The sequence below is a fragment of the Mycolicibacterium sp. Y3 genome, assembly GCF_051188035.1.
In the GTDB taxonomy this organism is placed as follows: Bacteria; Actinomycetota; Actinomycetes; order Mycobacteriales; family Mycobacteriaceae; genus Mycobacterium; species Mycobacterium fluoranthenivorans.
The window spans coordinates 3,486,240-3,509,660 of the sequence record NZ_JAVQLT010000001.1; the positions used below are offsets into that span (position 1 = coordinate 3,486,240).

General features: G+C 66.1%; 25 protein-coding genes. 11 read left to right on the top strand and 14 right to left on the bottom strand.

Features of this window, described 5'->3' with window-relative positions; all coding sequences use genetic code 11:
- Nucleotides 1–22: 22 nt before the first annotated feature.
- Complete coding sequence (locus tag QN239_RS16950) at nt 23–415, top strand: nuclear transport factor 2 family protein (RefSeq protein WP_499012102.1); 393 nt, start codon at nt 23–25, stop codon at nt 413–415.
- Between the two features lie 8 nt (nt 416–423).
- Here QN239_RS16950 and QN239_RS16955 read toward each other — a convergent pair whose 3' ends face one another.
- Together QN239_RS16955 and QN239_RS16960 are read right to left on the bottom strand one after the other, a co-directional pair.
- A complete protein-coding gene (locus tag QN239_RS16955; RefSeq protein WP_090360648.1) occupies nt 424–810 on the bottom strand; it encodes a hypothetical protein in 387 nt (128 codons plus the stop codon).
- A 54-nt stretch (nt 811–864) separates the two neighbouring features.
- Nucleotides 865–1,725, bottom strand: coding sequence for an AraC family transcriptional regulator (locus QN239_RS16960; RefSeq protein ID WP_499012104.1), 861 nt, complete (start codon nt 1,723–1,725; stop codon nt 865–867).
- 24 nt (nt 1,726–1,749) lie between these two features.
- Here QN239_RS16960 and QN239_RS16965 point away from each other — a divergent pair, with 24 nt between their 5' ends.
- Nucleotides 1,750–3,012, top strand: coding sequence for an amidohydrolase family protein (locus tag QN239_RS16965; RefSeq protein ID WP_499012106.1), 1,263 nt, complete (start codon nt 1,750–1,752; stop codon nt 3,010–3,012).
- Nucleotides 3,013–3,032: 20 nt separating this feature from the next.
- Nucleotides 3,033–3,689: a GNAT family N-acetyltransferase gene (locus QN239_RS16970; RefSeq protein WP_499012108.1), complete on the top strand. Its 657-nt coding sequence runs from the start codon at nt 3,033–3,035 to the stop codon at nt 3,687–3,689.
- 3 nt (nt 3,690–3,692) lie between these two features.
- Here the strand turns inward: QN239_RS16970 and QN239_RS16975 are convergent, their stop codons facing one another.
- The 4 genes from QN239_RS16975 to yaaA form a co-directional block, all read right to left on the bottom strand.
- Nucleotides 3,693–4,898: a hypothetical protein gene (locus QN239_RS16975; protein WP_499012110.1), complete on the bottom strand. Its 1,206-nt coding sequence runs from the start codon at nt 4,896–4,898 to the stop codon at nt 3,693–3,695.
- 134 nt (nt 4,899–5,032) lie between these two features.
- Nucleotides 5,033–6,406: a WS/DGAT/MGAT family O-acyltransferase gene (locus tag QN239_RS16980; protein ID WP_499012111.1), complete on the bottom strand. Its 1,374-nt coding sequence runs from the start codon at nt 6,404–6,406 to the stop codon at nt 5,033–5,035.
- A gap of 44 nt (nt 6,407–6,450) precedes the next feature.
- A complete protein-coding gene (locus QN239_RS16985; protein ID WP_499012112.1) occupies nt 6,451–7,416 on the bottom strand; it encodes an esterase family protein in 966 nt (321 codons plus the stop codon).
- A 94-nt stretch (nt 7,417–7,510) separates the two neighbouring features.
- Nucleotides 7,511–8,257 carry a peroxide stress protein YaaA gene (gene yaaA, locus QN239_RS16990; RefSeq protein ID WP_499012114.1) on the bottom strand — a complete coding sequence of 249 codons (747 nt, stop codon included), beginning with the start codon at nt 8,255–8,257 and terminating at the stop codon, nt 7,511–7,513.
- 528 nt (nt 8,258–8,785) lie between these two features.
- Between yaaA and QN239_RS16995 the strand changes: the two genes are divergently transcribed.
- Nucleotides 8,786–9,046, top strand: coding sequence for a hypothetical protein (locus QN239_RS16995; RefSeq protein ID WP_499012116.1), 261 nt, complete (start codon nt 8,786–8,788; stop codon nt 9,044–9,046).
- Between the two features lie 3 nt (nt 9,047–9,049).
- On the opposite strand, the gene QN239_RS17000 is transcribed toward QN239_RS16995, so the two are convergent.
- Entirely contained in the window at nt 9,050–9,727 is a 678-nt protein-coding gene (locus QN239_RS17000; protein WP_499012118.1) for a FadR/GntR family transcriptional regulator, read from the bottom strand.
- A 108-nt stretch (nt 9,728–9,835) separates the two neighbouring features.
- Here QN239_RS17000 and QN239_RS17005 point away from each other — a divergent pair, with 108 nt between their 5' ends.
- Nucleotides 9,836–11,014 (top strand): CynX/NimT family MFS transporter, encoded by a 1,179-nt coding sequence (locus QN239_RS17005; RefSeq protein ID WP_499016828.1) that lies wholly within the window; start codon nt 9,836–9,838, stop codon nt 11,012–11,014.
- Nucleotides 11,015–11,024: 10 nt separating this feature from the next.
- Here QN239_RS17005 and QN239_RS17010 read toward each other — a convergent pair whose 3' ends face one another.
- Together QN239_RS17010 and QN239_RS17015 are read right to left on the bottom strand one after the other, a co-directional pair.
- Nucleotides 11,025–11,600 carry a peptidoglycan endopeptidase gene (locus tag QN239_RS17010; RefSeq protein ID WP_499012120.1) on the bottom strand — a complete coding sequence of 192 codons (576 nt, stop codon included), beginning with the start codon at nt 11,598–11,600 and terminating at the stop codon, nt 11,025–11,027.
- A gap of 282 nt (nt 11,601–11,882) precedes the next feature.
- Nucleotides 11,883–12,377: a MarR family winged helix-turn-helix transcriptional regulator gene (locus QN239_RS17015; protein ID WP_499012122.1), complete on the bottom strand. Its 495-nt coding sequence runs from the start codon at nt 12,375–12,377 to the stop codon at nt 11,883–11,885.
- 127 nt (nt 12,378–12,504) lie between these two features.
- On the opposite strand from QN239_RS17015, the gene QN239_RS17020 reads away from it, so the two are divergent.
- Nucleotides 12,505–13,716: a multidrug effflux MFS transporter gene (locus tag QN239_RS17020; RefSeq protein ID WP_499016829.1), complete on the top strand. Its 1,212-nt coding sequence runs from the start codon at nt 12,505–12,507 to the stop codon at nt 13,714–13,716.
- A gap of 62 nt (nt 13,717–13,778) precedes the next feature.
- Here the strand turns inward: QN239_RS17020 and QN239_RS17025 are convergent, their stop codons facing one another.
- The 4 genes from QN239_RS17025 to QN239_RS17040 all read right to left on the bottom strand — a co-directional run bounded on the left by QN239_RS17025 (nt 13,779) and on the right by QN239_RS17040 (nt 18,040).
- The gene (locus QN239_RS17025; protein ID WP_499012124.1) at nt 13,779–14,237 is read right to left on the bottom strand and encodes a DUF5078 domain-containing protein; all 459 of its coding nucleotides are present in this window, start codon (nt 14,235–14,237) and stop codon (nt 13,779–13,781) included.
- Nucleotides 14,238–14,251: 14 nt separating this feature from the next.
- Nucleotides 14,252–14,596 carry a DUF732 domain-containing protein gene (locus QN239_RS17030; protein WP_499016832.1) on the bottom strand — a complete coding sequence of 115 codons (345 nt, stop codon included), beginning with the start codon at nt 14,594–14,596 and terminating at the stop codon, nt 14,252–14,254.
- A gap of 35 nt (nt 14,597–14,631) precedes the next feature.
- A complete protein-coding gene (locus QN239_RS17035; protein ID WP_499012126.1) occupies nt 14,632–17,547 on the bottom strand; it encodes an MMPL/RND family transporter in 2,916 nt (971 codons plus the stop codon).
- Between the two features lie 64 nt (nt 17,548–17,611).
- Nucleotides 17,612–18,040, bottom strand: coding sequence for an MmpS family transport accessory protein (locus QN239_RS17040; protein ID WP_090357346.1), 429 nt, complete (start codon nt 18,038–18,040; stop codon nt 17,612–17,614).
- Nucleotides 18,041–18,361: 321 nt separating this feature from the next.
- On the opposite strand from QN239_RS17040, the gene QN239_RS17045 reads away from it, so the two are divergent.
- The 3 genes from QN239_RS17045 to QN239_RS17055 all read left to right on the top strand — a co-directional run bounded on the left by QN239_RS17045 (nt 18,362) and on the right by QN239_RS17055 (nt 20,995).
- On the top strand, nt 18,362–18,916 hold the full coding sequence (locus QN239_RS17045) for an Rv1352/Rv1906c domain-containing protein (protein ID WP_499012129.1): 555 nt from the start codon (nt 18,362–18,364) through the stop codon (nt 18,914–18,916).
- A gap of 104 nt (nt 18,917–19,020) precedes the next feature.
- Complete coding sequence (locus QN239_RS17050; RefSeq protein WP_499012130.1) at nt 19,021–20,202, top strand: acyltransferase family protein; 1,182 nt, start codon at nt 19,021–19,023, stop codon at nt 20,200–20,202.
- Nucleotides 20,203–20,311: 109 nt separating this feature from the next.
- On the top strand, nt 20,312–20,995 hold the full coding sequence (locus tag QN239_RS17055; protein WP_499012132.1) for an Rv0518 family GDSL lipase: 684 nt from the start codon (nt 20,312–20,314) through the stop codon (nt 20,993–20,995).
- Nucleotides 20,996–21,018: 23 nt separating this feature from the next.
- Here the strand turns inward: QN239_RS17055 and QN239_RS17060 are convergent, their stop codons facing one another.
- Nucleotides 21,019–21,684 (bottom strand): MOSC domain-containing protein, encoded by a 666-nt coding sequence (locus QN239_RS17060; RefSeq protein ID WP_187095623.1) that lies wholly within the window; start codon nt 21,682–21,684, stop codon nt 21,019–21,021.
- 82 nt (nt 21,685–21,766) lie between these two features.
- On the opposite strand from QN239_RS17060, the gene QN239_RS17065 reads away from it, so the two are divergent.
- Together QN239_RS17065 and QN239_RS17070 are read left to right on the top strand one after the other, a co-directional pair.
- Entirely contained in the window at nt 21,767–22,663 is an 897-nt protein-coding gene (locus QN239_RS17065; RefSeq protein ID WP_499012135.1) for an ABC transporter permease, read from the top strand.
- Nucleotides 22,660–23,391: an ABC transporter ATP-binding protein gene (locus QN239_RS17070; RefSeq protein ID WP_499012139.1), complete on the top strand. Its 732-nt coding sequence runs from the start codon at nt 22,660–22,662 to the stop codon at nt 23,389–23,391. The genes QN239_RS17065 and QN239_RS17070 overlap by 4 nt, the downstream gene beginning before the upstream one ends.
- Nucleotides 23,392–23,421 lie beyond the last annotated feature (30 nt).

Here is a 23,421-nt window from a genome sequence, read left to right on the forward strand (position 1 = left end):
GATCACGTTCAAGGAGGAGCTCATGGCCGAGCCAAGCGATCAGCCGATCGACCCGGGCGCTGTCGCGCTGGCGTTCTCCACACATCGTTTCGAGGACGCGCTCGGCCATCTGGCCAAAGACGTGCGCTGGACAATCGTCGGATTCATGGTGCTCGAAGGTTCCGACGCCGTCATCCGGACGTGCCGGGAAACCCGGGAGGGCCTGGCCGACACGGTCACGAGTGTGGACCGATGTGTGGTGGCGGCCCAGGGTGACGTCGTCGCGGTGGACATGTTCTCCCGCTACAGCGGGCCCAATGGGGTGACGGCGGTGGCAGGCTGCGACATCTTCGAGTTCGCCGACAATCGGATCGCCGCCATCACGTCATATGCCGTGCAGGTCGATCCGGACAGTGCGGGCGCACCGCCGCATTGAACGAACGGTCAGAGCGGGATAACGCTCTCGCTGTTGAGTGCCCGCCATGACCGCCGGCATGCCGCGACGGCCCGCTGGCGCAGCCGCCATTGCACCGACCTGAGGTGATGCCCGGCCGCGCGCTGGGTCATGTGGTCGATGAACTCGGAGTCCATGATCGCGTAGCCGCCGTCGATGCGTTCCCACAGCCCGTTCACCCACAGCTCGAAGGCGGGCACGGTCGCGTCCGGCACGATGCGCTCAAGGGCGATATCGGCGATGAATTGCGGGTGCACGGTGTGGACACTGTGTGCGACGGCCAGCACGTGCAGACGCAGGGCCTCGCGGGTGATGTCACGCGCGATGTGGCGCGCGTACAAGGTCTCGGTTTCGGCGGAGACCGCTCTGTCTCGCATGGCCTGACTATAGCGTTTACCTGACCGAAACATGAAAAACTCGGCCGTTGGACCTCAGCCGGGACTACCCGCAACGCGGCGCCGGTAGGCCGACGGCGTTTCGCCACAGAACTGGGTGAAGCAGCGGGTGAATGAGCTCAGGTTGTCGAACCCGACGGCGGAAGAAGTCGCCTGGACCGACTGGCCAGGCCCGGCGAGCAATGCCATGGCCCGCAGCATCCGGGCGTGCAGCAGGTAGGTCCGCCAGGACAGTCCCAAGGTGTCGGAGAACAGTCGCCGCAGGGTGCGCTCCGACACCGCGACCGCCCGGCTGACATCCGCGACGGTCACCGAGTCCAGATGCTCCTTCGTATGCGCCAGCGCGGCCGCCACGATCGGATGGTCCGAGGTCGGCAGGCTCAGCGGCGCCTCGTGATCGAGTGCGTCGGTGACGATGTGGGCCAGCGTGGCGAAAAAGCCGTCCGAGACACACTCGTCGTGGGCGGAGCCGGGGCGCCGCTCGATCGGCCAGCGAAGGGCGTAGATCATCATCTCCCGGATCAACGGCGACACCGCGATGATCCGGGCGCGATCACCGGGCTCGGCGATCATCGACGGATCGAACATCACCGCAACGGTTTTCACGTCCGGATTCATCACCGCCTGATGTTCCAGGCCGGCCGGTATCCATGCGGCCTGCTGGGGTGGCAGCAGGTAATGCGCGCAGTCCGTCTCCACCTCGACCACGCCGGCCACGGCATATTCGATCTGGTGGACCTCATGGGAGTGCCATCCGGTGATCAGGCCGTCGCCCTCGTAGAGGTAGCTGCCGGCCAGCGCCTGTCCGCCGCGGCGCAGTTCGATCACCGGCCGGCGCGGGGCGTCGATATTGGCCGAAACAGGTAAATGTCTGTCCGATAGCGCAGAGACGGTCACGAAATCCGAGGGTACTAGTTAGGTATGAAGACCGACGACCTCATCCTGGTGAGCATCGACGACCACGTCGTGGAACCGCCCGACATGTTCCTCAACCATGTGCCGGCCAAGTACAAGCCGGAGGCACCGATCGTGGTGACCGATGACAAGGGCGTCGACCAGTGGATGTACCAGGGCCGGCCGCAGGGTGTCAGCGGACTCAACGCCGTGGTGTCCTGGCCGCCCGAGGAATGGGGTCGCGATCCCGCCGGCTTCGCCGAGATGCGTCCCGGGGTCTACGACGTCCACGAGCGGGTCCGCGATATGAATCGCAACGGCATCCTGGCCTCGATGTGTTTCCCGACGTTCACCGGCTTCTCGGCCCGGCATCTCAACATGCACCGGGAAGAAGCGACACTGGTGATGGTGTCGGCCTACAACGACTGGCACATCGACGAGTGGGCCGGATCGTATCCGGACAGGTTCATCCCGATCTCCATCCTGCCCACCTGGAATCCCGAGGCGATGACCAAGGAGATCCGGCGGGTGGCGGCCAAGGGTTGCCGCGCGGTGACGATGCCGGAACTGCCCCACCTGGAAGGGCTGCCCAGCTATTTCGACGAGGACTACTGGGGCCCGGTCTTCCGCACGCTCTCGGAGGAGAACGTGGTGATGTGCCTGCACATCGGCACCGGCTTCGGCGCGATCTCGATGGCCAAGGATGCCCCGATCGACAATCTGATCATCCTCGCCACCCAGGTATCGGCGATGTGCGCCCAGGACCTGCTGTGGGGCCCGGCAATGCGCAACTACCCGGACCTGAAGTTCGCCTTCTCCGAAGGGGGCATCGGCTGGATCCCGTTCTACCTGGACCGCAGCGACCGGCACTACACCAACCAGAAATGGCTGCGCCGGGACTTCGGCGACAAGATGCCCAGCGATGTCTTCCGCGAGCACTCGCTGGCCTGCTACGTCACCGACAAGACCTCGCTGAAACTGCGGCACGAGATCGGTATCGACAACATCGCCTGGGAATGCGACTACCCGCACTCGGACTGCTTCTGGCCCGACGCCCCCGAGCAGGTGCTCGCCGAACTGAACGCGGCGGGCGCGTCCGACTCCGATATCAACAAGATCACCTGGGAGAATTCCTGCCGCTTCTTCAGCTGGGATCCGTTCAAGCTGACCTCGAAAGACCAAGCCACGTCGGGGGCGCTGCGCGCGAAAGCCACCGATGTGGACGTCTCCATCCGCCCACGTGCGGAATGGGCGCGCCTCTACGACGCGAAGCAGTTCGCCCCGACGTGAGGCTGGACTAGGCTGGTGGCATGACCGATCTGGATCGTGCCGCAGCCCGTCGTGACATCGCCGATGCCCTGGTGAAGGCGCTCGATCGCCGGCACGAGGTGCTCGACATCATCGTGGACGCCGAAGACCGCGACGCGGCCGTCGACGCCATCGCGACCCTGCTGGGCACCAGCCACGCCGGCGGCGAGGCGGTCATCGGGCTGTCCTTCGACCGGCTCACCAAGGAATCGCGCCGGATCATCGCCGAGGAACTCGACGATCTGAACAGCCAGCTGACGTTCACCCTGAACGAGCGCCCCGCGTCCTCGGCCGAAACCCTGGCGCTGCGCGCGTTTTCGGGTGCCGAGGACCGTGACATCTTCGAGGTGCGCATCCAGGACCAGGGTGCCGCCGGCGACGGTTCCGGTGCGCCGGCCGGTGCACTCGACGACGAGATCGCTTCGGCACTGGCCAGGGTCGAAGCCGAGGAAGCCGCGTGGTTCGTCGCGCTCGAGGGTGACCAGAAGGTCGGGTTGGTGTTCGGTGAACTCAACGGCCACGAGGTCGAGGTGCGGATCTGGATTCACCCCGAGCATCGCAAGAAGGGTTACGGCACTGCGGCCCTTCGCAAGTCGCGCTCCGAGATGGCGATCTACTTTCCGGCGGCGTCCGTCGTCGTGCGCGCTCCGAGCGCCTGACGCTCAGCCGTCCTCATGGCGCCCGTCGTCCCAGCGTGCACGGTCTGAGCTGATACTCGGATCGGTACCGTGATGGGCGCCATCGGCATTCGCCGACCAGGCCGTGCCCGCGCAGACCAGATCGTGTGGCAGCGTCAGTTCGGTCGGGAAATCCGGTAAGCCGGGCACCGCCGGCAGTGCCAGCGGGGGTGGAGGGGTGGCCGCGACCACCGCCGGCGCCGAAGCCAGCATCGGAAGCACGCTTCCCATCGCATCAATCGGTAAGGCGGCGGCTACCGGCGGTGCGGCCACGGCCGGCGGGACGGCGATCGCCGCCGCATCGACCGGGGCCGCGGCGGCGTCCAACGGTGCCACGTCGGCAGGTGGTGCCGGGATCGCGGCGATATCGGCGGGCGGAGGCGGCGCTGCCACCGCCGCGGGCGCCGGGGGAACCTCTTCGACAAGCGGGGGCGCCACCATCGGTGCGGCTGCCACGGGCGGGGCCGGCGGAGCGGCATCGACGACGGGGGGCGCGGGAGCCACCGCGACGACATTGGCCGCCGGTGTGGCGTCGACCAGCGCGGGCGCGGCCAGCGGCGCCGCATCGGGTACCGGTGCGGCGGCTTCGATCAAGGGTGCCGTTGCCGGAACCGGCGCAGCGCCAAGGGGAATCGGGACGCCCATCGGTACCGGTGGGACCGCGAGCGGCACGGCCGGCGCCGCGACCGGAGCGGCTAGCGCGGCGGGGGCCGCCGCGGCAGCTGCCGCGGGTGCGGCGGGTGCCGCATCGACGGCAACCACGTCCGCGGCCGGAAGGACGGCGGGGACGGCCGCGGGGGCCATCGCCTCAGGAACTATTTCCTCAGGAGCCATTGCCTCGGGAGCCGGGATTGCGACGACGGGCACCGCCGGCACCGCATCGGGTGCGGCAGCTACGACGGGTGCGGCGCTTTCGGGTACTACCGCCGAGGCCTCGACCAGTGGCTCCGCCGGCGCCGGGGCAGCCGGAAGCGGCGGGGGCACGACAACATCCGGCGGCGGCGCCATGAGTGCCTCCGGAACGATCTCGGGGGAGGCCGCCAACTGCTGCACCATATCCAGGCACGGCACCCCAGGGCTCGCCGCGGACTCCGCATCGGCGATCGCCGCGGGGTTGATGATCAGCACCGAGCAGTAGAGCCCGACTGCCGCCACCGCCGTGAGCGCAGAGCGATTCGAGACGTGCGACATGGAATCCGATTCTCCTTGCGGCGGCGACAAATAGAACCTATCGCGAATCGGAATTCGCACAAGGTGCCGATTCGGTGGATGTCGATCCGTTGTCAAGCAGAGTCAATTCTGTGACACGGCAGGTGTTTACGGGGTCAACGCTGGCCGGCGGCGTGTTCCATGAGGGTCAGCGAATCCTCCAGATGGGTCAGCAGCCGCTGCAGATGCGGCACACTGCGTCGGCACCCCACCAAGCCGAAATCCAGATTGTCGGCGTTGTTGGTGAGCGTGATGTTCAGTGCCTGGCCGTCCAGCGCGATGGACAGCGGATAGTTGCCGTCCAGGCGCGCTCCCTGCCAGTACATCGGCTGCCTGGCACCGGGCACATTCGAGATGACGATATTGAATGGGGGCGGGGCCGAGGACACGAAGCCGGGGAGCAGGCCCAGCGCGATGCCCGACATCAGGAAGCCGGACAGGGCCAGCGCCTCCAGCCGCGGCAACTCGGCGAACACCTGCTTGTTGTCGCGCATGGATGCGCTGATCTTCTCCAGTCGCTCGAGCGGATCGGCGATATCGGTTGCCAGATTGCACAGGATGGTGCCGACCATGTTCCCCCCGGCATCCTGCTCGTGCTCACCGCGCAGACTCACCGGAACCATTGCCACCAAGGGAGTTTCGGGCAGCGCCTGCTGCTCCAACAGATAGGCGCGCAACGCCCCCGCAGCCATCGCGAGCACGGCGTCGTTGACGGTGGCGCCGCTGACGGCGTCCTTGACCGCCTTGATCCTGGCCAACGGCCAGGACTGGGCCGCGCACCGGCGTGCGCCGCCGATCGGCACGTTGAAGATGGTCTTGGGCGCACGGAACGGCAACGTCAGCTGCTGTTCCACCAGAGCGGCACGGGCCAGCGTGAGCGCCGAGGGCGCCAGTCCGGCCATCGCGCCGACCGCACCCGTGGCGGCTCCCAGCAACGACGACCCGCGGCGCGCCGGCGTGGCCGGCCGCGTGCGCGGCGGCAGTGCCCAGGGCACCCGCACCTGCCTGTCGTCGGGATCGGCGGAGAGGGCGCGGATCATCAGCCGTTGCGCGGAAACCCCGTCCAACAAGGAGTGGTGGATCTTGGTGTAGACGCCGAATCGTCCGTCGTGCAGACCCTCGACGAGATACGCCTCCCACAGCGGACGGTGCCGGTCCAGCAGCGTGCCGTGCAGTCGTGAGGTCAGCTCCAGCAGCTCACGCACGCGGCCCGGGCGGGGCAGCGCCGACCTGCGCAGGTGATAGTCGATGTCGACGTCGGAGTCGAAAGCCCAAGTCAGATTGCTGATTCCACCGAACATGCTGGCGGGGTGCTTACGGAAGGCGGGCTGGAATTCGTCGCATTTGGCGATCGACTCGTAGATGTCGGTGACGAACTCGGGACCCGCGCCCTCGGGTGGCCGGTACAGCTGCAGTCCGGCCACATGCATCGGATGCTCGCGGGACTCACCGAGCAGGAACATCGCGTCGGTCGGTGAGATCAACTTCATGCGGATGACGCTACCGATCCGGCCGCGAGCCCGATGCGCTTTGCTCAGGCAGCCGGAGTGGCACCCAACACACGTTGCAGATCGGGCTTCATCGCCTGCAGCTGCGATCCCCAGTAGCCCCAGCTGTGTGTCCCGTCGGGAGGGAAGTTGAACACCCCGTTGCGGCCGCCGGCGGCGACGTAACGCTTCTGGAACTCCTTGTTGGTGTTCAGCGTGATGTTCTCCAGGAACTGGGCGCTGTACAGACCGCCGAAGTCGGATCCGGAGTCCAGTTCGGACGGTGCGCCGTTACCGCAATACACCCAGACCGCGGTGCCGTTGGCGGCCAGCGTGGCGACGTTCACCATCGGGTCGTTGCGCCGCCACGCCGGGTCGGTGCTCTGTCCCCACATGTCGGTGGCCCGGTACCCGCCGGCATCTCTCATCGCCACACCGATCAGCGTGGGCCACAGTCCCAGTGAGGGATTGACGAAACCGGACAGCGAGCCGGCGAAGATGAACTGGGTGGGATGCCAGATCGCCAGGGTCAAGGCCGACCCACCCGACATCGACAATCCCACCACCGCATTGCCGGTCGGACTGATCCCACGGTTGGCTGCCAGCCATGCGGGCAGTTCTTGGGTCAGGAACGTCTCCCACTTGTAGGTGGTCGTGCCCGCATTGCCTTTCGCCGGTGCATACCAGTCGGTGTAGAAGCTCGATTGCCCGCCGACCGGTACCACCAGTGACAGACCCGAGCGGTAAAACCAGTCGAAGACCGGGGTGTTGATATCCCAGCCGCTGAAGTCGTCCTGGGCCCGCAGGCCGTCCAGCAGGTACACCGCATGCGGTCCACCGCCTTGGAACCCCACGGGGATGTTGCGGCCCATCGAGGGTGAGGGCACCTGCAGCAGTTCGATCGGCCCGCCGGCACTGGAAAACGCCGCAGCGTTCGGTGCGCCGACGGACACCGATCCGGCCAGCAGGACGGCGGTGGCCACCAGTCCCAGGATGCGGCGGAGCAGGGGCATGTACCGCAAGCTAGCAGCCGGGCTGGTACCCGCACCGCATCGACGCGGGCCGTGATCACGTTGTGATGTCACGGTTTATCCACGGGTCGACGGCTCAGGCCGCGACCACGATGGTCAGCTCGTTGCCGGTGCGTTCGACCCGCATACCGGCCCGGCGGGCGAGCGCTGCGACCTTGCCGGCATCGTCGGGTTCGGACCGGCTGGACACCAGGGCCCGGGCCAGCCTGCCCTTGTGGGCCTTGTTGAAATGGCTCACCACGGTCCGCTTGCCAGAACTGTTCTCCGACAACACATCAACCGTGACCGCACCGGGCAGCCGACCCAGCGCCGCGTACGATCCGGATCGCAGATCCACCACCAGTTCGCCGGCGGCGATATCGGCCAGTACGGGTTCGAGCGCAGGTCGCCAGCGGGCGGCCAGCGTCGGTTGCCCGGGAAGTTTGGACCCCGCCGAGAGGCGATATGCGGGTATCGGGTCGTCGGCCCGCAGCAGCCCGAACAGTGCCGAACCGACCGCCAGCCGCGCCCGGGCGCGGGCCGCGGTGGCGCCTCGCAGGGAGTCGACATCCAGTGCGTCGTAGAGGACTCCGGTGTAGCGATTGATCGCCGGAAGCGTCGCTGATGTCAAAAGTGCGGCATTGCGGTCGATCTCGCTGTCCTGTGCCGCCGTGATGCCCAGCGCGCGGCGGCAGGTCTCGCGATCGGCGGACAGTGCGACGAGTTCGTCGACCAGCGCGGCGCGCAGTGGATGTAGCGCGGGGGAGCTGAGTGCGTCGATGGTCAGCGATGGGCCGTCGCCCCCCGCACGTTTGGTCTCCGACGGAGGTAACAGCACGATCACCGCAGAGAGGGTAGCCGAGCCGACTTCGGTGCCGGTGGGGCACCGGGTGGGGGTTTCGGGGGCGCGACGGTCCGGCGCGGTCGTATTTGTGCGTCGAATTGTGACGGGCCGACAGCCGTGTCGGTGAGCATGGGAATGGTCGAGCATGCGTTGCTGCGGGATGATTTTCCGAATGTTCGCGGCGTGTGACCGATTTCCGAATCGACCGCCGCGCGGTTTTGCTGAGAATGCACACATCGGTGTGCAATCGACCGTTCGGCCGATTTTCCGCCGCGCCCCATGAAACTGTCCGGACCTGCGATTTCCTGGACGCAGTCGAACGGCTACGGGCACCGAACCGGGCGGCGGGTGGAATCGCACGAAAATCGGTGCGGTGCGTTGTCTGTCGACCGGTACTCGGGTATCTCGATCGTTAACCGCTTCACATACCTGATCGTTTAGCATTGCAAGTGCCGCAATCTTCGATTCCGGAAAAGGCTATAGAACGCGGCTGGCTCTGGTCAGCCCCAGGACGACAGGGGAACTCCGGTGACCGCTCAGGAACTCGTGGATGCCGATACCGAGGACGATGGTCGTGAAGGAGGTCTCGGCGTCAATGTGCGGGTGGTGGTCCACCCGGATACCGACGAAGAGGCGCGCGGGATCATCGTCGACGACTTCGGCGATGCAGCTGGTTATGCGGTTTCCGTCGGCGATGACGTGATTGCCGACCCGGCCCGCCGCTGGGCGGTCCAGCTCGACAGTGGCTCGCTGACCTTCGTCAACAGCGACGCGCTGCGTCCCGAGTAGAGGTCAGGCCTGGTCGGGTAAGTCGCCGAGCAATTCGTCGAGGAAACCGCCTGCTTCCTGCGCCGCGCGGTCGACGTCCCCTGCGTCGATCGCCTCGACCAGCCCGCGGTGCCTGATGTGCGCGGCGGCTGCGGTGTCGTGGGTAGTGGTGGCGACGCTGGCGAGTACCACCTCGGTGAGGCCACGGTAGAGCTCGGTGAGCACGGTGTTGTGGGCGCTGCGCACCACGGCGAAGTGCAGCTCGGCGTCGGCACGGACGAAGTCTTCGATGGCGTTCTCCCGCTGTAGTTCATCGCGGCGGTGCAACAACTGCCAGAGTTCGGCGAGATCGTCCGCGGTCCGGGCGGACGCCGCCAGCCGGGCGCCCTCGACTTCCAGGCATCGGCGGACCTGCAGTACTTCCCGCAGCTCGGATCCGCACAGTCGGCGCAGTGCCCCCGATACCTCGCTGGTGGCCCGCACATAGGTGCCGTCGCCTTGCCGGACCTCCAGGATGCCGCCGTGCGCCAACGCCCGGACGGCTTCCCGCACGGTGTTACGTCCCACCCCGAGCGTTTCGGAAAGCGCCGGTTCGGTGGGGATCTTGGTGCCGATGGGGTATTCGCCGGCGGTCACCGAAGCGCGCAGTTGATCGATGACCTGGTCGACCAACCCGGTTCGGCGTGTGGTGGCTAGTGGCACTCAAAGCCCCTTTCATCCAATCATGGGATGTATGGCATGCTAATTCCGGTGATCGACTCTCGCCACCGCAACACGATCGACCGGCCGCCGGCGGCCGGTGTCCTGGAGATGAAACCGGCAGCCGGTGGGCTGCTGCTGACGGTGGCTGTCGTACTCACTGCCCTCAATCTTCGCCCCGCGATCACCAGTGTGGGTCCGTTGTTGGGCGATATGCGTGATGGGCTGGGCGCTTCCGGGACGTGGGCCGGACTGCTGACGACCCTGCCCGGTCTGTGTTTCGCCGCCGCGGGCCTGGCAGCGCCGCGATTGGCGGCCAGGATCGGCGTCGACCGCGCGATCACGGTGGCGCTGGGGATCCTCAGCGTGGGTCTGCTGGTGCGGGTCGTCGACGGGCCGGCGGTGGTCATCGGCGGCACGCTCGTCGCGACCGCTGGTATCGCATTGATCAATGTGCTCATCCCCGTCGTCATCAAACGATCCTTCGCGGCGCGGATCGGTGCGATGACGGGTATCTACACCGCGGCGCTGCAGGGCGGCGGCGCCCTCGGTTCGGCCGTCACGCCGGCGCTCGATGCGGTCTCGGGCTGGCGTACCGCCCTCGGCGCCTGGGCAGCGCTGGCGGCGCTCGCGTTGGCGCTGTGGCTCGCCGCCACCGGACGACGCGGGGTCCCGCACGCGGTGGCGCCGCGGGTGGCGGGCCACGAGGGCCCGCGGCCGCGCCGATCGATGCTGCGCAGTCCGTTGGCGTGGATCATCACGCTGTTCTTCGGCTGCCAGGCCTTCCTGGCCTATGTGGTCATGGGCTGGCTGCCGGCGGTGTTCATCGACAGCGGGATGAGCAAGACGACCGCCGGGTTACTGCTCGGGCTGATCTCGGTGCTGGCAGTCCCGGCGAGCATCGTGATCGCACCCGCTGCGGCCCGCGGGCCCAGCCAGAGCGGCTGGATCGTCGGTCTGGGTGCGCTGGGCTTTGTCGGCGTTACCGGATTGGCCGTGGCGCCGGACGTGGCGCCGTTGTTGTGGAGTGTGCTGCTCGGCCTCGGGATGAGCGTGTTCTCGCTGGCCCTCACGGTCATCGCACTGCGCTCCCGCGATGCCGCGGACACCGCCGCGCTGTCCGGCATGGTGCAGGGGATCGGCTATCTGCTGGCTGGGGTCGGACCGTTCCTGTTCGGCCTGCTGCACGATCTGACGGGCGGCTGGACGGTGTCCTGGGCCGTGGTGCTGGTGGTTTATGCCGTTCAGATGGTGACGGGCGCGCTGGCGGGCCGGAACCGGTACGTGTAGCCCGCGCCGGTCAGACCGGGATGGTGTCCGGAGCCGGCGGGGTCACCGGTGCCGGCGGCATATCGGCCGGCACCGGTGGTGCGGCATCCTGCGGCGCCGGCGGGGCGAAGTCGACGGGCACCGCCGGGATATCCGCCGGAGCGGGCGGTAGGAATTCAACCGGGATCGGCGGCGCGTCGACCGGAGCGTTCGGGTCGGTCGGCGCCGCATCCGCGGGCATGGGCAGGTACATGTGGTGGGTGAACTGCGGCTGGTAGGCGCCACCGCCACCGATCCGCACTCCACCGCCGCCTTCGCCGGAGGAGACCGGCGTGCCGTCGGGCAGCGTCACCGCGGTGTGACCACCGTTCCAGCCGATGACCAGGGTGCCGGGCGCGGTGCCGTACTTGAAGCCGCGGGCCAGCAGTGCACGTTCTTCGTTCCCGGTGTGGAAGCGGTCCCCGAAGACCGGGCGGTTGGTCGCGGCGTTGCTGACCCAGGATGCCAGACCCGAGCAATCCGTTCCTGCTGGGCTGTCCCCACCCGGAATGTACGGCGTTCCCGAAACCTGGTTGACGAGCGCCAGTAGCGACGCAAGAGCAAACATGCGGACGGACAGTAACAGAGCATTTTGTAAGGGAGCAAAATTCTGTGACTCCCTTCACAATTCAACAAGCCTATTGGAAAACTCACAAAACGGCTGGTGAACGGTGTTGGCGGGGGCCGTAATTCACCTTGTTAGCGGAGGTGGCATGGAGTTTTCGCAAAGATGTTGTCGGCCATGGCTGCTGCCTGCTCTGCGGTGCGAGGCATGGGCCGATGCCGTGAATCATGTTGGCTTGGAGCGTAGTCCGTGATCGCATCCAAATTGATTGCCGGAAAACAAGATTCACAAATCTGCGCCGTGGCTGTCGATTCTGGCAACCGAAGTTCTGGCGGATCCGCCGGACTTGGCCAGTGCGACCGCCAGGGCGTGCATGGCGGGTGTGGCAGACAGCAGCGCCGTGACGGCTTCGGTCGGTAATTCCGCCAGGACCTCTGCGATGCCGTCGGCAAGCGCATCGTCGATGGCGCGTTTATCGGTGCGGGCCTTGGGCGTTGGGTGCAATACCGATACGCGCCGGTCATCTTCGTGTGGCGATTTCGAGACCAATCCGCGGTTGATCAGGGCCCGGACGGCGGCGCTGACATTGCTCGACTGCATGGCCACGATGCTCGCGACCTCGGAGATGCTCAGGCCGGGTTCGTGCACGACGGCGCGCAGCACCGCGAGCTCGGAAGCCGGCAGGGGATCGAGGCCGGCGCGGTGCGGACCAAAACGTGTCAACCGCCACGACAGCTCGTGCAGCGCGAGGGCGAGTTCTCGGGTGCGGGTGCCAGTCATCGGAGTGGTCTCCATCACGTCAGATTACATATTCTTCAATACATATGTTCCAATATATATTGATAGATATTCAACTTGGGATTGAGGTGCCTCCTTGACCACATCGACTCGTGGTTCCACACCGGCGATGTTGATCGCTGTCCTGGCACTGCTGTCCGCTGTCACGCCGTTGTCCATCGACATGTATCTGTCGGCGTTTCCGGAGATGGCGGCCGAATTCGGTACGTCGGCGTCGATGATCCAGCTCACGCTGACCGCGTTGCTGATCGGCCTGGCGGTCGGTCAGCTGGTGATCGGCCCGTTGTCCGACCGCTACGGCAGGCGCATACCGCTGCTGGTCGGCAGCCTCGTCTGCCTTGTCGCCAGTCTGCTCTGCATCGTCAGCCCGACGGCGCCGGTGCTCATCGCGTTGCGGTTTGCGCAGGGTTTCGGCGGCGCCGCCGGGGTGGTGATCTCGCGCGCCATCGTGGCGGACCGAGCCACCGGGGCGGCGGCTGCCCGGCTGTTCGGCGTACTGATGGTCATCGGCGCGCTGGCACCGGTCATCGCGCCGGTTCTCGGCGGATTCATCGTCGCCGACCTGGGTTGGCGCGCGGTGTTCGCCGCGCTGGCTGTCTTGAACGCGTTGATGTTGCTCGGGGTCGTCTTCTTCACCCCGGAATCGCTTCCTCGTGACCGGCGGCGGCCCGGCGGACTTGCGGCGCTGCGGTCGAGCGCCCGAAGCGTGCTGTCCAACCGCCGATATCTCGGCTACACGCTGGCATTGGCCTTCGTGTTCACCGCGCTGTTCTCCTATATATCTGCTTCACCGTTCGTACTGCAGAACATCGTCGGGCTGTCCCCTCGGGTGTACTCGCTGACCTTTGGGGGCTGCGCGGTGGTGATGGCCGTGATGAGCGCGCTGTCGGCCAGGTTGGTGACGCGTGTCGAGCCCCGCACGCTCCTTGCGGCCGGCGTGGCGGCAATGGTCGTCGTCACCGGACTGCTGTTGATCACCGTCACCGCCGGCGGCGTGGCGCCGGTGCCGACGATCGCACTCATGGCCTGCTTCATGGCCAGTATGGGTTTCATCGTGGCCAACGCCATGGCGCTGGCCACCGCCGAGGTCCGCTATGCGGCGGGGACCGGTTCGGCCGTGCTGGGATTTCTGCAGTACGCCCTCGGTGCCGGTGCGTCGCCTCTGGTGGGCCTGGCCGGTGAGCACAGTGCGGTACCCATGGGCATCGCCATGTTCGGTGCGGCCGTGCTGGCCGCGGTCGCGCTGATGGTCTTCACCCGCGGGCATCGGCCGGAACCGGCCGACATGCCTGAGCACGAGGTGGCGACGGCGGTGCGCTGAGCGCATCGGAACACGCGAAAGCCCGTGAATTCCCATGGAATTCACGGGCTTTCGGATCGTGACTAGTGCCAGTCCCAGACGGACATGTCGTTGGCCGGGTAGTTCTGGCAGATGTCGGTGGTGTGGGCGGCGACGCCTTTGTTGTTGAAGAACAGTTTTGCCCAGTTGGGCCAGCGCCAGGACATTTGTTCGTAGAAGGCGTTGGTGGCGGTGTCTTCGGAGTATTGGCGCCGTCCGGCGTAGTCCATGGAGAAGAACCAGTGGATGCGGTCTTGGGTGCCTTGTTGGTCGGCGGCGGGTTTGTTGTTGTAGTCGATCATGTAGCGCTCGTAGTAGACGGGTTCGACGTCGCGGGCGGCGGCCATGATCTGTTCGGCGGTGCAGGGGGTGCGCAGGATGCGGTTGGGGATGGGGTAGTCGTCGGTGGCGTCGGCGGAGGCGATACCGGAGGTGGCGATGCCTGTGGTGAGGGCGCCGACGAGGGCTGCGGTGGCGGCGGCGAGGCGAAGTGTGGTGTGCATGATGGTGTTCCTTCCTAGTGCTGGGCGGCCGCGACCTGGTCGAGGATGACGCGTTGGTCGGGGCAGTAGTAGTTCAGTGCCGAGCCCAGGAACTGCCAGTTCTGCTCGGTGGTGTTGTGGCGGTCGAGGTTGGCGCCGATGAACTTGGCTGAGTCGAAGGCGTTGTGGTCGACGTTGTTGTAGAGGCGTTTGCAGACCAGTTTGCCGATCCAGGCGTTGTAGTCCTTGGGCCCGTAGATGCCGTAGGTGTGCAACTCGTGGGCGAAGTTGGTGTCGGGATCGCGGTCATAGGCCGGGTCCGCGGCCGCCGGGGACGCCACGGTGAGGCCCGCCGCGATCGCGATGGCCGCCAGTGCCATCGGTTTGGTCTTCTTCACTACCTGACCCCTCACCTTCACTTGACTGACTCCGAAGTGCCGGCGCCGACCGGCGCCGATGCGGGCTGGGGCCACGGCGCGGGCAGCGGACGCTGACGCACCCGCTGCGGCCACCAGAACCACTTGCCCAGCAACGCCGCGATCGACGGCGTCATGAACGACCGGATGATCAACGTGTCGAACAGCAGACCCAGGCCGATGGTCGTTCCGACCTGCCCGATCACGATCAGGTCGCTGACCGCCATCGACATCATCGTGAAGGCGAACACCAGACCGGCCGAGGTGACCACCGATCCGGTACCACCCATCGACCGGATGATCCCGGTGTTCAGGCCGGCGTGGATCTCCTCCTTGAACCGGGAGACCAAGAGCAGGTTGTAGTCGGAACCGACGGCCAACAGGATGATCACCGACATGGCCAGGACCATCCAGTGCAGCGGCTGACCGATGATGTGTTGCCAGATCAGTACGGACAAGCCGAACGAGGTGCCCAGCGAGAGCAGCACGGTGCCGACGATGACGGCAGCGGCGACCACGGCGCGGGTGATGATCAACATGATGATGAAGATCAGGCACAGCGAGGCGATCCCGGCGATCATCAGGTCGAATTTGGAGCCGTCGGCCATGTCTTTGAACACCGAGGCGGTGCCGCCGAGGTAGATCTTGGAGCCCTCCATCGGGGTGCCCTTGATGGCTTCCTTGGCGGCCTGCTTGATGGGCTCGATGTGCGAGATGCCTTCCGGGCTCATCGGATCGCCGTCATGGCTGATGATGAAGCGCACCGACTTGCCGTCGGGGGAGATGAAGTTCTTCATACCGCGTTTGAACTCGGCGTTGTTGAACGTCTCGGGCGGCAGATAGAAGGAGTCGTCGTTGCGGGCCGCGTCGAACGCTTCGCCCATCGCCGACGAGTTGTCCTGCATCGCCGACATCTGATCCTGTATGCCCTTCTGGGTCTGATACATGGTCAGCATGTAGGTCTTCATGTTCTTCATCGTCGCGATCATCGACGGCATGAGCGCCACCATCTGCGGCATCAGCGTGTCCAGACGCTCCATATCGGGCATCAGGTTCTGGATGTCGTCGGTCATGGTGTCGATACCGTCGAGGGTGTCGAAGATCGACCTGATGGCCCAGCACGACGGGATGTCGTAGCAGTGCGGTTCCCAGTACAGGTAATTGCGGATGGGCCGGAAGAAATCGTCGAAATCGGCGATATGGTCCCGCAATTCGGCGATATCGACGGTCATGTTCTTCATCTTGGTGACCATCGAATGCGTGGTGGCCGCCATCTGGGCCGTGATATTGGACATCTTGGTCATGTTGTCGATCGTGACCTGCATGTCATCGGCCTGCTTGAGCATGTTGGCCATCATGTCCTGCTGGTATTTCTCGTTCATCTTCTGCGTGGTGCCCTGCATGCTGATCTGGAACGGGATCGAGGTGTGCTCGATCGGGGTTCCCTGCGGCCGGGTGATGGCCTGCACCCGCCCGATGCCGGGCACCTTGAAGATGGCCTTGGCGATCTTGTCGATCACCAGGAAGTCCGCCGAGTTACGCAGATCGTGATCGCTCTCGATGAGCAGCAGTTCCGGGTTCATCCGGGCCTGGTTGAAATGCCGATCCGCCGCCGCGTAGCCGATATTGGCCGGGATGTCGGCCGGCAGGTAGTCGCGGTCGTTGTAACTCGTGCGGTACCCCGGCAACGTCAGCAGACCGACCATCGACAGCGCGAGGGTACCCACCAGCACGGGTCCCGGCCAGCGCACGATGATCGCGCCGATCTTGCGCCAGCCGCGGGTACGCATCGCCCGCTTGGGCTCCAGCGTCTTGCCGAACCGGGACGCCACCGTGACGACGGCGGGCCCCAGCGTGAGGGCCGCGAACACCGCGACCACCATGCCGATGGCCAACGGGATACCGAGGGACACGAAGTAGGGGAGTTTGGTGAAGTGCAGGCAGAACGTCGCGCCGGCGATGGTCAGGCCCGACCCCAGGATCACGTGGGCGGTGCCGTGATACATCGTGTAATACGCGGTTTCCCGGTCCTCGCCGACACTGCGCGCTTCCTGGTATCGGCCGATGAGGAAGATCGCATAGTCCGTCGACGCGGCGATGGCCAGCGTCACCAACAGGTTCGTCGCGAACGTCGAGAGCCCGATGATGTTGTGATAGCCCAGGAAAGCGATGAACCCGCGGGTGATGCCCAACTCGACGGCGACCATCGTCAGCACCAGCAACACCGTCACGAGCGAGCGGTAGATGATCAGCAGCATCACGATGATCACGCCGAACGTCAGCCCGGTGATGATCTTCATGCTGCGGTCACCGGCGATGTGCTGATCGGCCGCCAGGGCGGACGGTCCGGTGACGAACACCTTCAACCCCGGTGGTGGGGTCATGCTGTCGATGATCTGCTGAGCGGCCTCGACCGACTCGTTGGCCAGTGACTCGCCCTGGTTGCCAGCGAGATACACCTGGACATAGGTGGACTTGCCGTCCGCGCTCTGGGCCCCGGCCGCCGTCAGCGGATCACCCCAGAAATCCTGGATGTGCTCGACATGCTTGGTGTCGGCTTCCAGCTTCTTGATCATCTCGTCGTAGAACTTGTGCGCGGCGTCATCGAGCTGGTGATCGCTCTCCAGCACCACCATCGCCGAACTGTTCGACTTGAACTCGTCGAAGACCTTGCCGACCCGCTTCATGGCGATCATCGACGGGGCGTTGTCCGGGCTCATCGAGACCGATCGCAGTTTCCCCACTTCTTCGAGCTGGGGGACAACCGCGTTGAGCACCACCATGATGGCGATCCAGCCGAGGATGATCGGCAAGGCGAGGATGCGGATGGTCCGCGGGATGACCGATCTCCTCGGTGTTACGACCGCCGGAATGGTGTCGGTGGGTGGATCGTCGTTGCGGGGGGCGCTACTCATTCCTCGGCTCCCGCTCGCTCCGGTCCTCGCTGCGCTGCGATCCTCACTCGCGCTCGCCTTCGGGTCATGCCGATTTCACCAGGCAATAGGTGTGGGCTCCCACGCCGTCCACGGTCCGCTCGTCCTTGACCTCGTCATCGACGGTGATACGGCAGGACAGGCTGTTGCCGTCGCCCTGCGCGGAGATGGTGGGGAACACCGACGGCGCGGTGGTGCTCAACGTGAGCGTCCAGGGCAGCGGCGCGTTGTCGGCGCGCTGCGGTTTGGCGTCCAGGTCCATGTAGTTGATGTTGGCGGTGGCGCCGGTGCCCCAGATCTCGTACTTGACCACTTTGGGGTTGAACGGCTTGGTGTCGTCGCCGGCGCTGTTCTCGGTGGCGATATAGCCGGGACCGGTGCCGAAGAACGTGCGGACCCGCATCACGGTGAACGTGGCCACGGCGACCACGACCACGATGACCAGCGGAATCCAGATGCGCTTGAGCACGTTCATCGAGTATCGATTTCCCCCGTCAGCTTGATTCGCCGCCGCTACCAGGCGTCTTATGATCGCCACAGGTTAGCTTATGTAACTGAGAGCTTAGCCCATATAACAGAGTGACGTGTCGTACATATTTTGCAACGCCGACGCACTGCTCCGCCAATGGCCGCTGGGCCCGTGTCGACGCCTTCTACCTGCATGTTAGTAGCTGAGATCGCAGTCTAGAGCGGAGTCGCCGGATGTGCGCACCGGCCGCGTTCCGAGGCGTCGGGAGTCGCTCAGGCAGCCTTAAGGGTTACTGTGCACCGCCGGCACGGGCCTACCCTGATACCCATGAGGTCGAACTTGTGGGCACTGCCTGCCGCCTTCGCCACCTTCGCAGCCATGGCCTGGGCGGTAGCGTCCCCGGCCGGCGCCGACCCCGCGCCCGCGCCGGCCCCGGCGCCGCCGGCGACACCCAAGACCGTGATCGACCACGACGGCGCCTTCGTGGTGGGCACCGATATCGCACCGGGGGTGTACGCCTCGGCAGGTCCGGTCGGCAACGGCACGTGCTCCTGGCGCCGGATGGCCGCCGCGCCGGCCGGCCAGACCGGTGACACCATCGACCGCGCATTCACCCACGAGGCGCAGGTGGTGCAAATCGACCCCTCCGACGGCACCTTCAAGACCACCGGTTGCCAGACCTGGCAGCTGACCGACCAGGCGCCGCCCGGGCCGGGACTGCCGCCGGTGCTGCAGGGCCTGAAACTCAAGGCCTACCTCGACACGCTCAACCGCAACGCGGCGCAGTACAACGCGGCGAATCCCGATGCACCTACTGCGCCCGTTTCGCCTCCGCAAGGAACCGGACCTGCACCGGGACCGGCTCCCACCCCCACGCCCTGATCGCGTTCATCCTTCGTTGACAGGAATCGCTCAGCGTTCGCTTCGCGGCCACTGACCCGTTGCGCTGATATTCTCCCAACGGATACGGCCACGGAAAGAGTGTTGTGCGCAGCGGAGAGATCAAGGCCCTCACGGGTCTTCGTATCTTTGCCGCCGTCTGGGTGGTGCTCTTCCACTTCCGGCCGTTGCTGCATGAGGCCGCCCCGAATTTCAGCGAGGCGCTGGCCCCGATTCTCAATGTCGGCGCACAAGGCGTCGATCTGTTCTTCATCCTCAGCGGATTCGTCCTGACCTGGACCTACATCGACAAGATGGGTAAGAACTGGTCCACCCGGGCCACGTTGCACTTCCTGTGGATGCGGCTGGCCCGAGTGTGGCCGGTCTACCTGGTGACCCTGCATCTGGCCGCGCTCTGGATCGTCTTCACGCTCTACGTCGGCCACGTTCCTTCGGAGAACATCGGCACCCTCAACGCCATCAGCTACATCCGCCAGTTGTTCCTGGTGCAGCTGTGGTTCCAGCCGTTCTTCGACGGCTCCAGCTGGGACGGACCGGCCTGGTCGATCAGCGCGGAATGGCTGGCTTATCTGCTGTTCGGCGGCCTGGTGCTGATCATCTTCCGGATGGCCAGGGCCACCCGGGCCCGCACCCTGCTGTGGCTGGCGTTCGCGGTGACTTTGCCGCCGGTCATGTTCCTGCTGGCCACCGGGCACTTCTACACACCGTGGAGCTGGCTCCCGCGCATTCTGCTGCAGTTCACCGCCGGCGCCATCGCATGCGCCGCGGTCCGCCGACTGAACCCGTCCGATCGGACCCGCACCCTGGCCGGTATCGCGGGCGTCGTGCTGGTCGTGGCGATGGTCGGCGCTCTCTACTGGTTCGACGCACACCCGATTCCAGATGTGATCGACAGCGGCGGTGTGCTCGACCTGTTGTTCGTCCCGCTGGTGGTGACGCTGGCGATCGGCACCGGCACGTTGCCGAGTCTGTTGTCGCTACGGGTACTCACCTATGGCGGGCAGATCTCGTTCAGCCTGTACATGGTGCACGAGATCGTGCACACCGCATGGAACTGGGCGGTGCTGCAATTCGAGCTCACCCTCGCCGGCCCCGCCGGCACGTGGATGCTGCTGGGCGTGTTCGCCGTCGCATTCGCCGCAGCGGCCGCGCTGTATCACTTCGTCGAGGAACCCGCCCGCCGGTGGATGCGCAGAATGGTCGACGTCAAGGACGCGACCCCGTCCGTTCAGTCGCTGGGCCGCGATGACCGGAAGCTGTCCGCCTGAGGGTTCGCTGTGCATTCGGTGTATCGAATCACCCTGCGCGGCAAACTATCTGAAGCCAACCAGTAGGCTGTCGGCGGTATCGATCCTGCACCACCGGAGGGGGAATCCGTTGCACCGCCTTGCCGTGCTCGTGATGTCGCTGGCTGTAACGGCCGGACTTGTCAGCACCCGTCCGGTCGAGGTGATGACCGTCAGCCGGGAGGCGCCGCTCAGTCATATCGCGGTGATCGGCGACTCGTACACCACCGGGACCAACTTCGGCGGTCTGGGCGGCAAGGGATGGCCGGCTCGGGCCTGGCAGGTGCTGGCCCGACAGGGGAAGCCGGTGACCGCGGACGTGGCGTCCGAGGGGCGAGCCGGATACGGGGTACGCGGCGATCACGGCAGCGTCTTCGGAGACCTCACGGCGCGGGCGGTACGGCCCGACGACGTCCTGGTGGTGTTCTTCGGATCCCGCAACGACGAACCCGTCGATCCGCTGGCGCTGGCCGGGATGGCCTGGAGTGCCTTCGATTCCGCCCGCCGGACCGCGCCGGCGGCCAAGCTGCTCGTGATCGGCCCGCCATGGCCCACCGCCGACGTACCCGACAAGGTGCTGCAGAACCGCGACGCGCTGGGCAACGCCGCCCGTGCCGCCGGAGCGGTCTTCATCGACCCGATCGCCGAGCGGTGGTTCGTCGGGCGTCCGGACCTGATCGCGCCGGACGGCGTGCATCCCAACGACGCCGGACACACCTACATGGCCGACCGGATCGCCTCGCTGGTCGGCGACCAGCTGCCCCTCACACCCTGAGCCGCACGTGCCCGCGGTGGTGGTTATCCGGCCCGGTCCGCGCGGCGGCGTGCCTTCTGCTTGATGTCCTCGGGTAGCGCGTCGGCGGCGAGTACCGACGGCAGCATGCCGGCTTCAAGGGTGAGGGCGCGGAACACCACGCCGACGGTGATGTCGTGGTCGGGGCGCTCGATGACCTCGATGCGGTCGCCGGCGCGCACCGCGCCGGGTGTCACCACGCGCAGATACGCACCCGGGACCGCGGTCGTGGTGAAAGACTTGACCCAGCCGTTGATCTCCAGCCAGAGCGCGAACGTGCGGCAGGGAATCCGCGGGCGCGACACTTCCAGTTCCAGGCCTTCGGAACCGACCCGCCACCGTTCACCGACCAAGGCATTCGTCACATCCACACCGCTGGTGGTGAGGTTCTCGCCGAACACTCCGTTGGCGATCTCGCGTTCCAGCCTGCCCTCCCAGGCATCGAGATCCTCTCGCGCGTAGGCGTACACCGCTTGATCGTCACCACCGTGGAAGGCCTGATTGCCGATCAGATCGCCCACCAACCCGCTGCCCAGCCCGCCCTGCATCGGCCCGGGGGAGCGCACCTCGACCCGCAGCGCTGTCGGCCGCTTGTCGATGCCGGTCTGCAGCCGGTCGTCGTCGGGGCTCGTCCGGGGTTCGGCGATGTTGACCGTGAGCACATGGGACATGGACCCAGATTAGTGGGCTGGAAAGAATCGGACCGATTTGATGGGTCCCGCAATGACACCCGAGCCGTCATCGTGACAAGGCATGAGCACCATCAGTGCGATCGGCGCGCCGGCTGCCGCAGAATTGCCTTCCGCGGCCATCAACCCTGCGCGCCGGCGGGATGTCTTCGTCCCCGTCGATGGTGGGCCCCGCACCAGACTGGGCCGGCTGCGACGGGCGCTGCACTGGCCCCTCGGCATCTACACCACTCCGGTGCTCATCCTCGTCGCGTGGGAGATCCTGGCCAGGACAGGGGTTCTTGCGCCGGCCTATGCGCCCGCGCCCAGCGATATCGTGCGCACCACCGTCGAACTCTGGCGTGATGGAATCCTTGGCCCCGATCTGGTGATCTCGTTGCAGCGGGCCGGTCTCGGGTTGGCGATCGGGCTGGCGGTCGGCATCGTCGCGGGGGTCTTGGGCGGGTTGTTACGCAGCGGTGAGTACGTGTTCAACGGTGTGGCGCAGATCCTCAACACGGTCCCACTGCTCGCGGTGCTGCCCTTGTTCGTCGTGTGGTTCGGCATCGACGAGCTGACGAAGGTGCTGCTGATCGCGTTCGGCGCGGGTGTGCCCATGTACCTCAATCTCTTCGCGGCCATCCGGGGTGTCGACCAGCGCCTGATCGAGATGACCCAAACCACCGGTGCCAGCCTGTGGCGGCTGGTCATCCGAGTGCTCCTTCCCGGATCGCTCCCGGGTTTCCTTGTGGGGCTGCGCTTCTCACTTGCCTATAGCATCCTGGGGCTGGTCGCCGCGGAAACAGTCAACGCCGATGCCGGACTGGGTTTCCTGATCACCCAGGCGCAGACCTATCTGCAGACCAACAAGGTCTTTGTGGGCCTGGTGATCTACTCGCTGCTCGGTCTGGCCGCCGATCAGGTGGTCCGCACGCTCGAACGGGTGCTGCTGCGCTGGCGGCCCAGTTTCGAGGCGGTGTGAGCGGCCCCGCGCTGACCGCACCGCGGCAGCAGACCGGCGTCCTGGTCGAACAGGTGGTCCGTGCGTTCGGCGATCGCGTGGTCCTGGACCGTCTCGACCTGCAGATCGGCAGTCAGGAACTGGTTGCGCTGCTCGGCCCGTCCGGGTGCGGCAAGAGCACACTGTTGCGTCTGCTCGCCGGTTTGGACAAGCCGGACGGCGGCCGCATCGAGGTACCAGCCACACGTGCTGTCGTGTTTCAGGCCGACCGGTTGCTGCCCTGGCAACGTGTCCTCCGCAATGTGACCCTCGGGCTGCGCGGCCCCGATGCGGATGAGCGAGCTCGGCGTGCGCTGCGCGAGGTGAACCTCGCAGGCCGCGAAAAAGCTTGGCCCAAAGAACTTTCCGGCGGCGAGGCGCAACGCGTCGCGCTGGCCAGGGCACTGGTCTCCGAACCGGAGCTGGTGCTGCTCGACGAGCCTTTTGCCGCGTTGGACGCCATCACCCGGGTGCGGATGCACGACCTGGTTCGCGAACTACGCCGCGTGCACGAGGCGTCGATGCTGCTGGTCACCCATGACGTCGACGAGGCCATCGCGCTCGCGGACCGCATCCTGGTGATGAGCGGCGGCCGCATCGGCGCCGAGCACCGGGTGCACTTGTCCGCCGACGAACGCGAAGCCGGCATCGCCCGTGAAGAACTGCGCGCAGCCCTGCTGACCGAACTCGGCCTGGCCAGCCAGCAGTGAACCCCGAATCACGACAACAACAGGAGAATT

Coding starts and splice junctions, on each gene's coding strand:
- QN239_RS16950 (WP_499012102.1), top strand. CDS start 23: ATGGCCGAGCCAAGCGATCAGCCGATCGACCCGGGCGCTGTCGCGCTG.
- QN239_RS16955 (WP_090360648.1), bottom strand. CDS start 810: ATGCGAGACAGAGCGGTCTCCGCCGAAACCGAGACCTTGTACGCGCGC.
- QN239_RS16965 (WP_499012106.1), top strand. CDS start 1,750: ATGAAGACCGACGACCTCATCCTGGTGAGCATCGACGACCACGTCGTG.
- QN239_RS16970 (WP_499012108.1), top strand. CDS start 3,033: ATGACCGATCTGGATCGTGCCGCAGCCCGTCGTGACATCGCCGATGCC.
- QN239_RS16975 (WP_499012110.1), bottom strand. CDS start 4,898: ATGTCGCACGTCTCGAATCGCTCTGCGCTCACGGCGGTGGCGGCAGTC.
- QN239_RS16980 (WP_499012111.1), bottom strand. CDS start 6,406: ATGAAGTTGATCTCACCGACCGACGCGATGTTCCTGCTCGGTGAGTCC.
- QN239_RS16985 (WP_499012112.1), bottom strand. CDS start 7,416: ATGCCCCTGCTCCGCCGCATCCTGGGACTGGTGGCCACCGCCGTCCTG.
- QN239_RS17005 (WP_499016828.1), top strand. CDS start 9,836: ATGAAACCGGCAGCCGGTGGGCTGCTGCTGACGGTGGCTGTCGTACTC.
- QN239_RS17010 (WP_499012120.1), bottom strand. CDS start 11,600: ATGTTTGCTCTTGCGTCGCTACTGGCGCTCGTCAACCAGGTTTCGGGA.
- QN239_RS17015 (WP_499012122.1), bottom strand. CDS start 12,377: ATGACTGGCACCCGCACCCGAGAACTCGCCCTCGCGCTGCACGAGCTG.
- QN239_RS17020 (WP_499016829.1), top strand. CDS start 12,505: ATGTTGATCGCTGTCCTGGCACTGCTGTCCGCTGTCACGCCGTTGTCC.
- QN239_RS17025 (WP_499012124.1), bottom strand. CDS start 14,237: ATGCACACCACACTTCGCCTCGCCGCCGCCACCGCAGCCCTCGTCGGC.
- QN239_RS17030 (WP_499016832.1), bottom strand. CDS start 14,596: ATGGCACTGGCGGCCATCGCGATCGCGGCGGGCCTCACCGTGGCGTCC.
- QN239_RS17035 (WP_499012126.1), bottom strand. CDS start 17,547: ATGAGTAGCGCCCCCCGCAACGACGATCCACCCACCGACACCATTCCG.
- QN239_RS17040 (WP_090357346.1), bottom strand. CDS start 18,040: ATGAACGTGCTCAAGCGCATCTGGATTCCGCTGGTCATCGTGGTCGTG.
- QN239_RS17045 (WP_499012129.1), top strand. CDS start 18,362: ATGAGGTCGAACTTGTGGGCACTGCCTGCCGCCTTCGCCACCTTCGCA.
- QN239_RS17060 (WP_187095623.1), bottom strand. CDS start 21,684: ATGTCCCATGTGCTCACGGTCAACATCGCCGAACCCCGGACGAGCCCC.
- QN239_RS17065 (WP_499012135.1), top strand. CDS start 21,767: ATGAGCACCATCAGTGCGATCGGCGCGCCGGCTGCCGCAGAATTGCCT.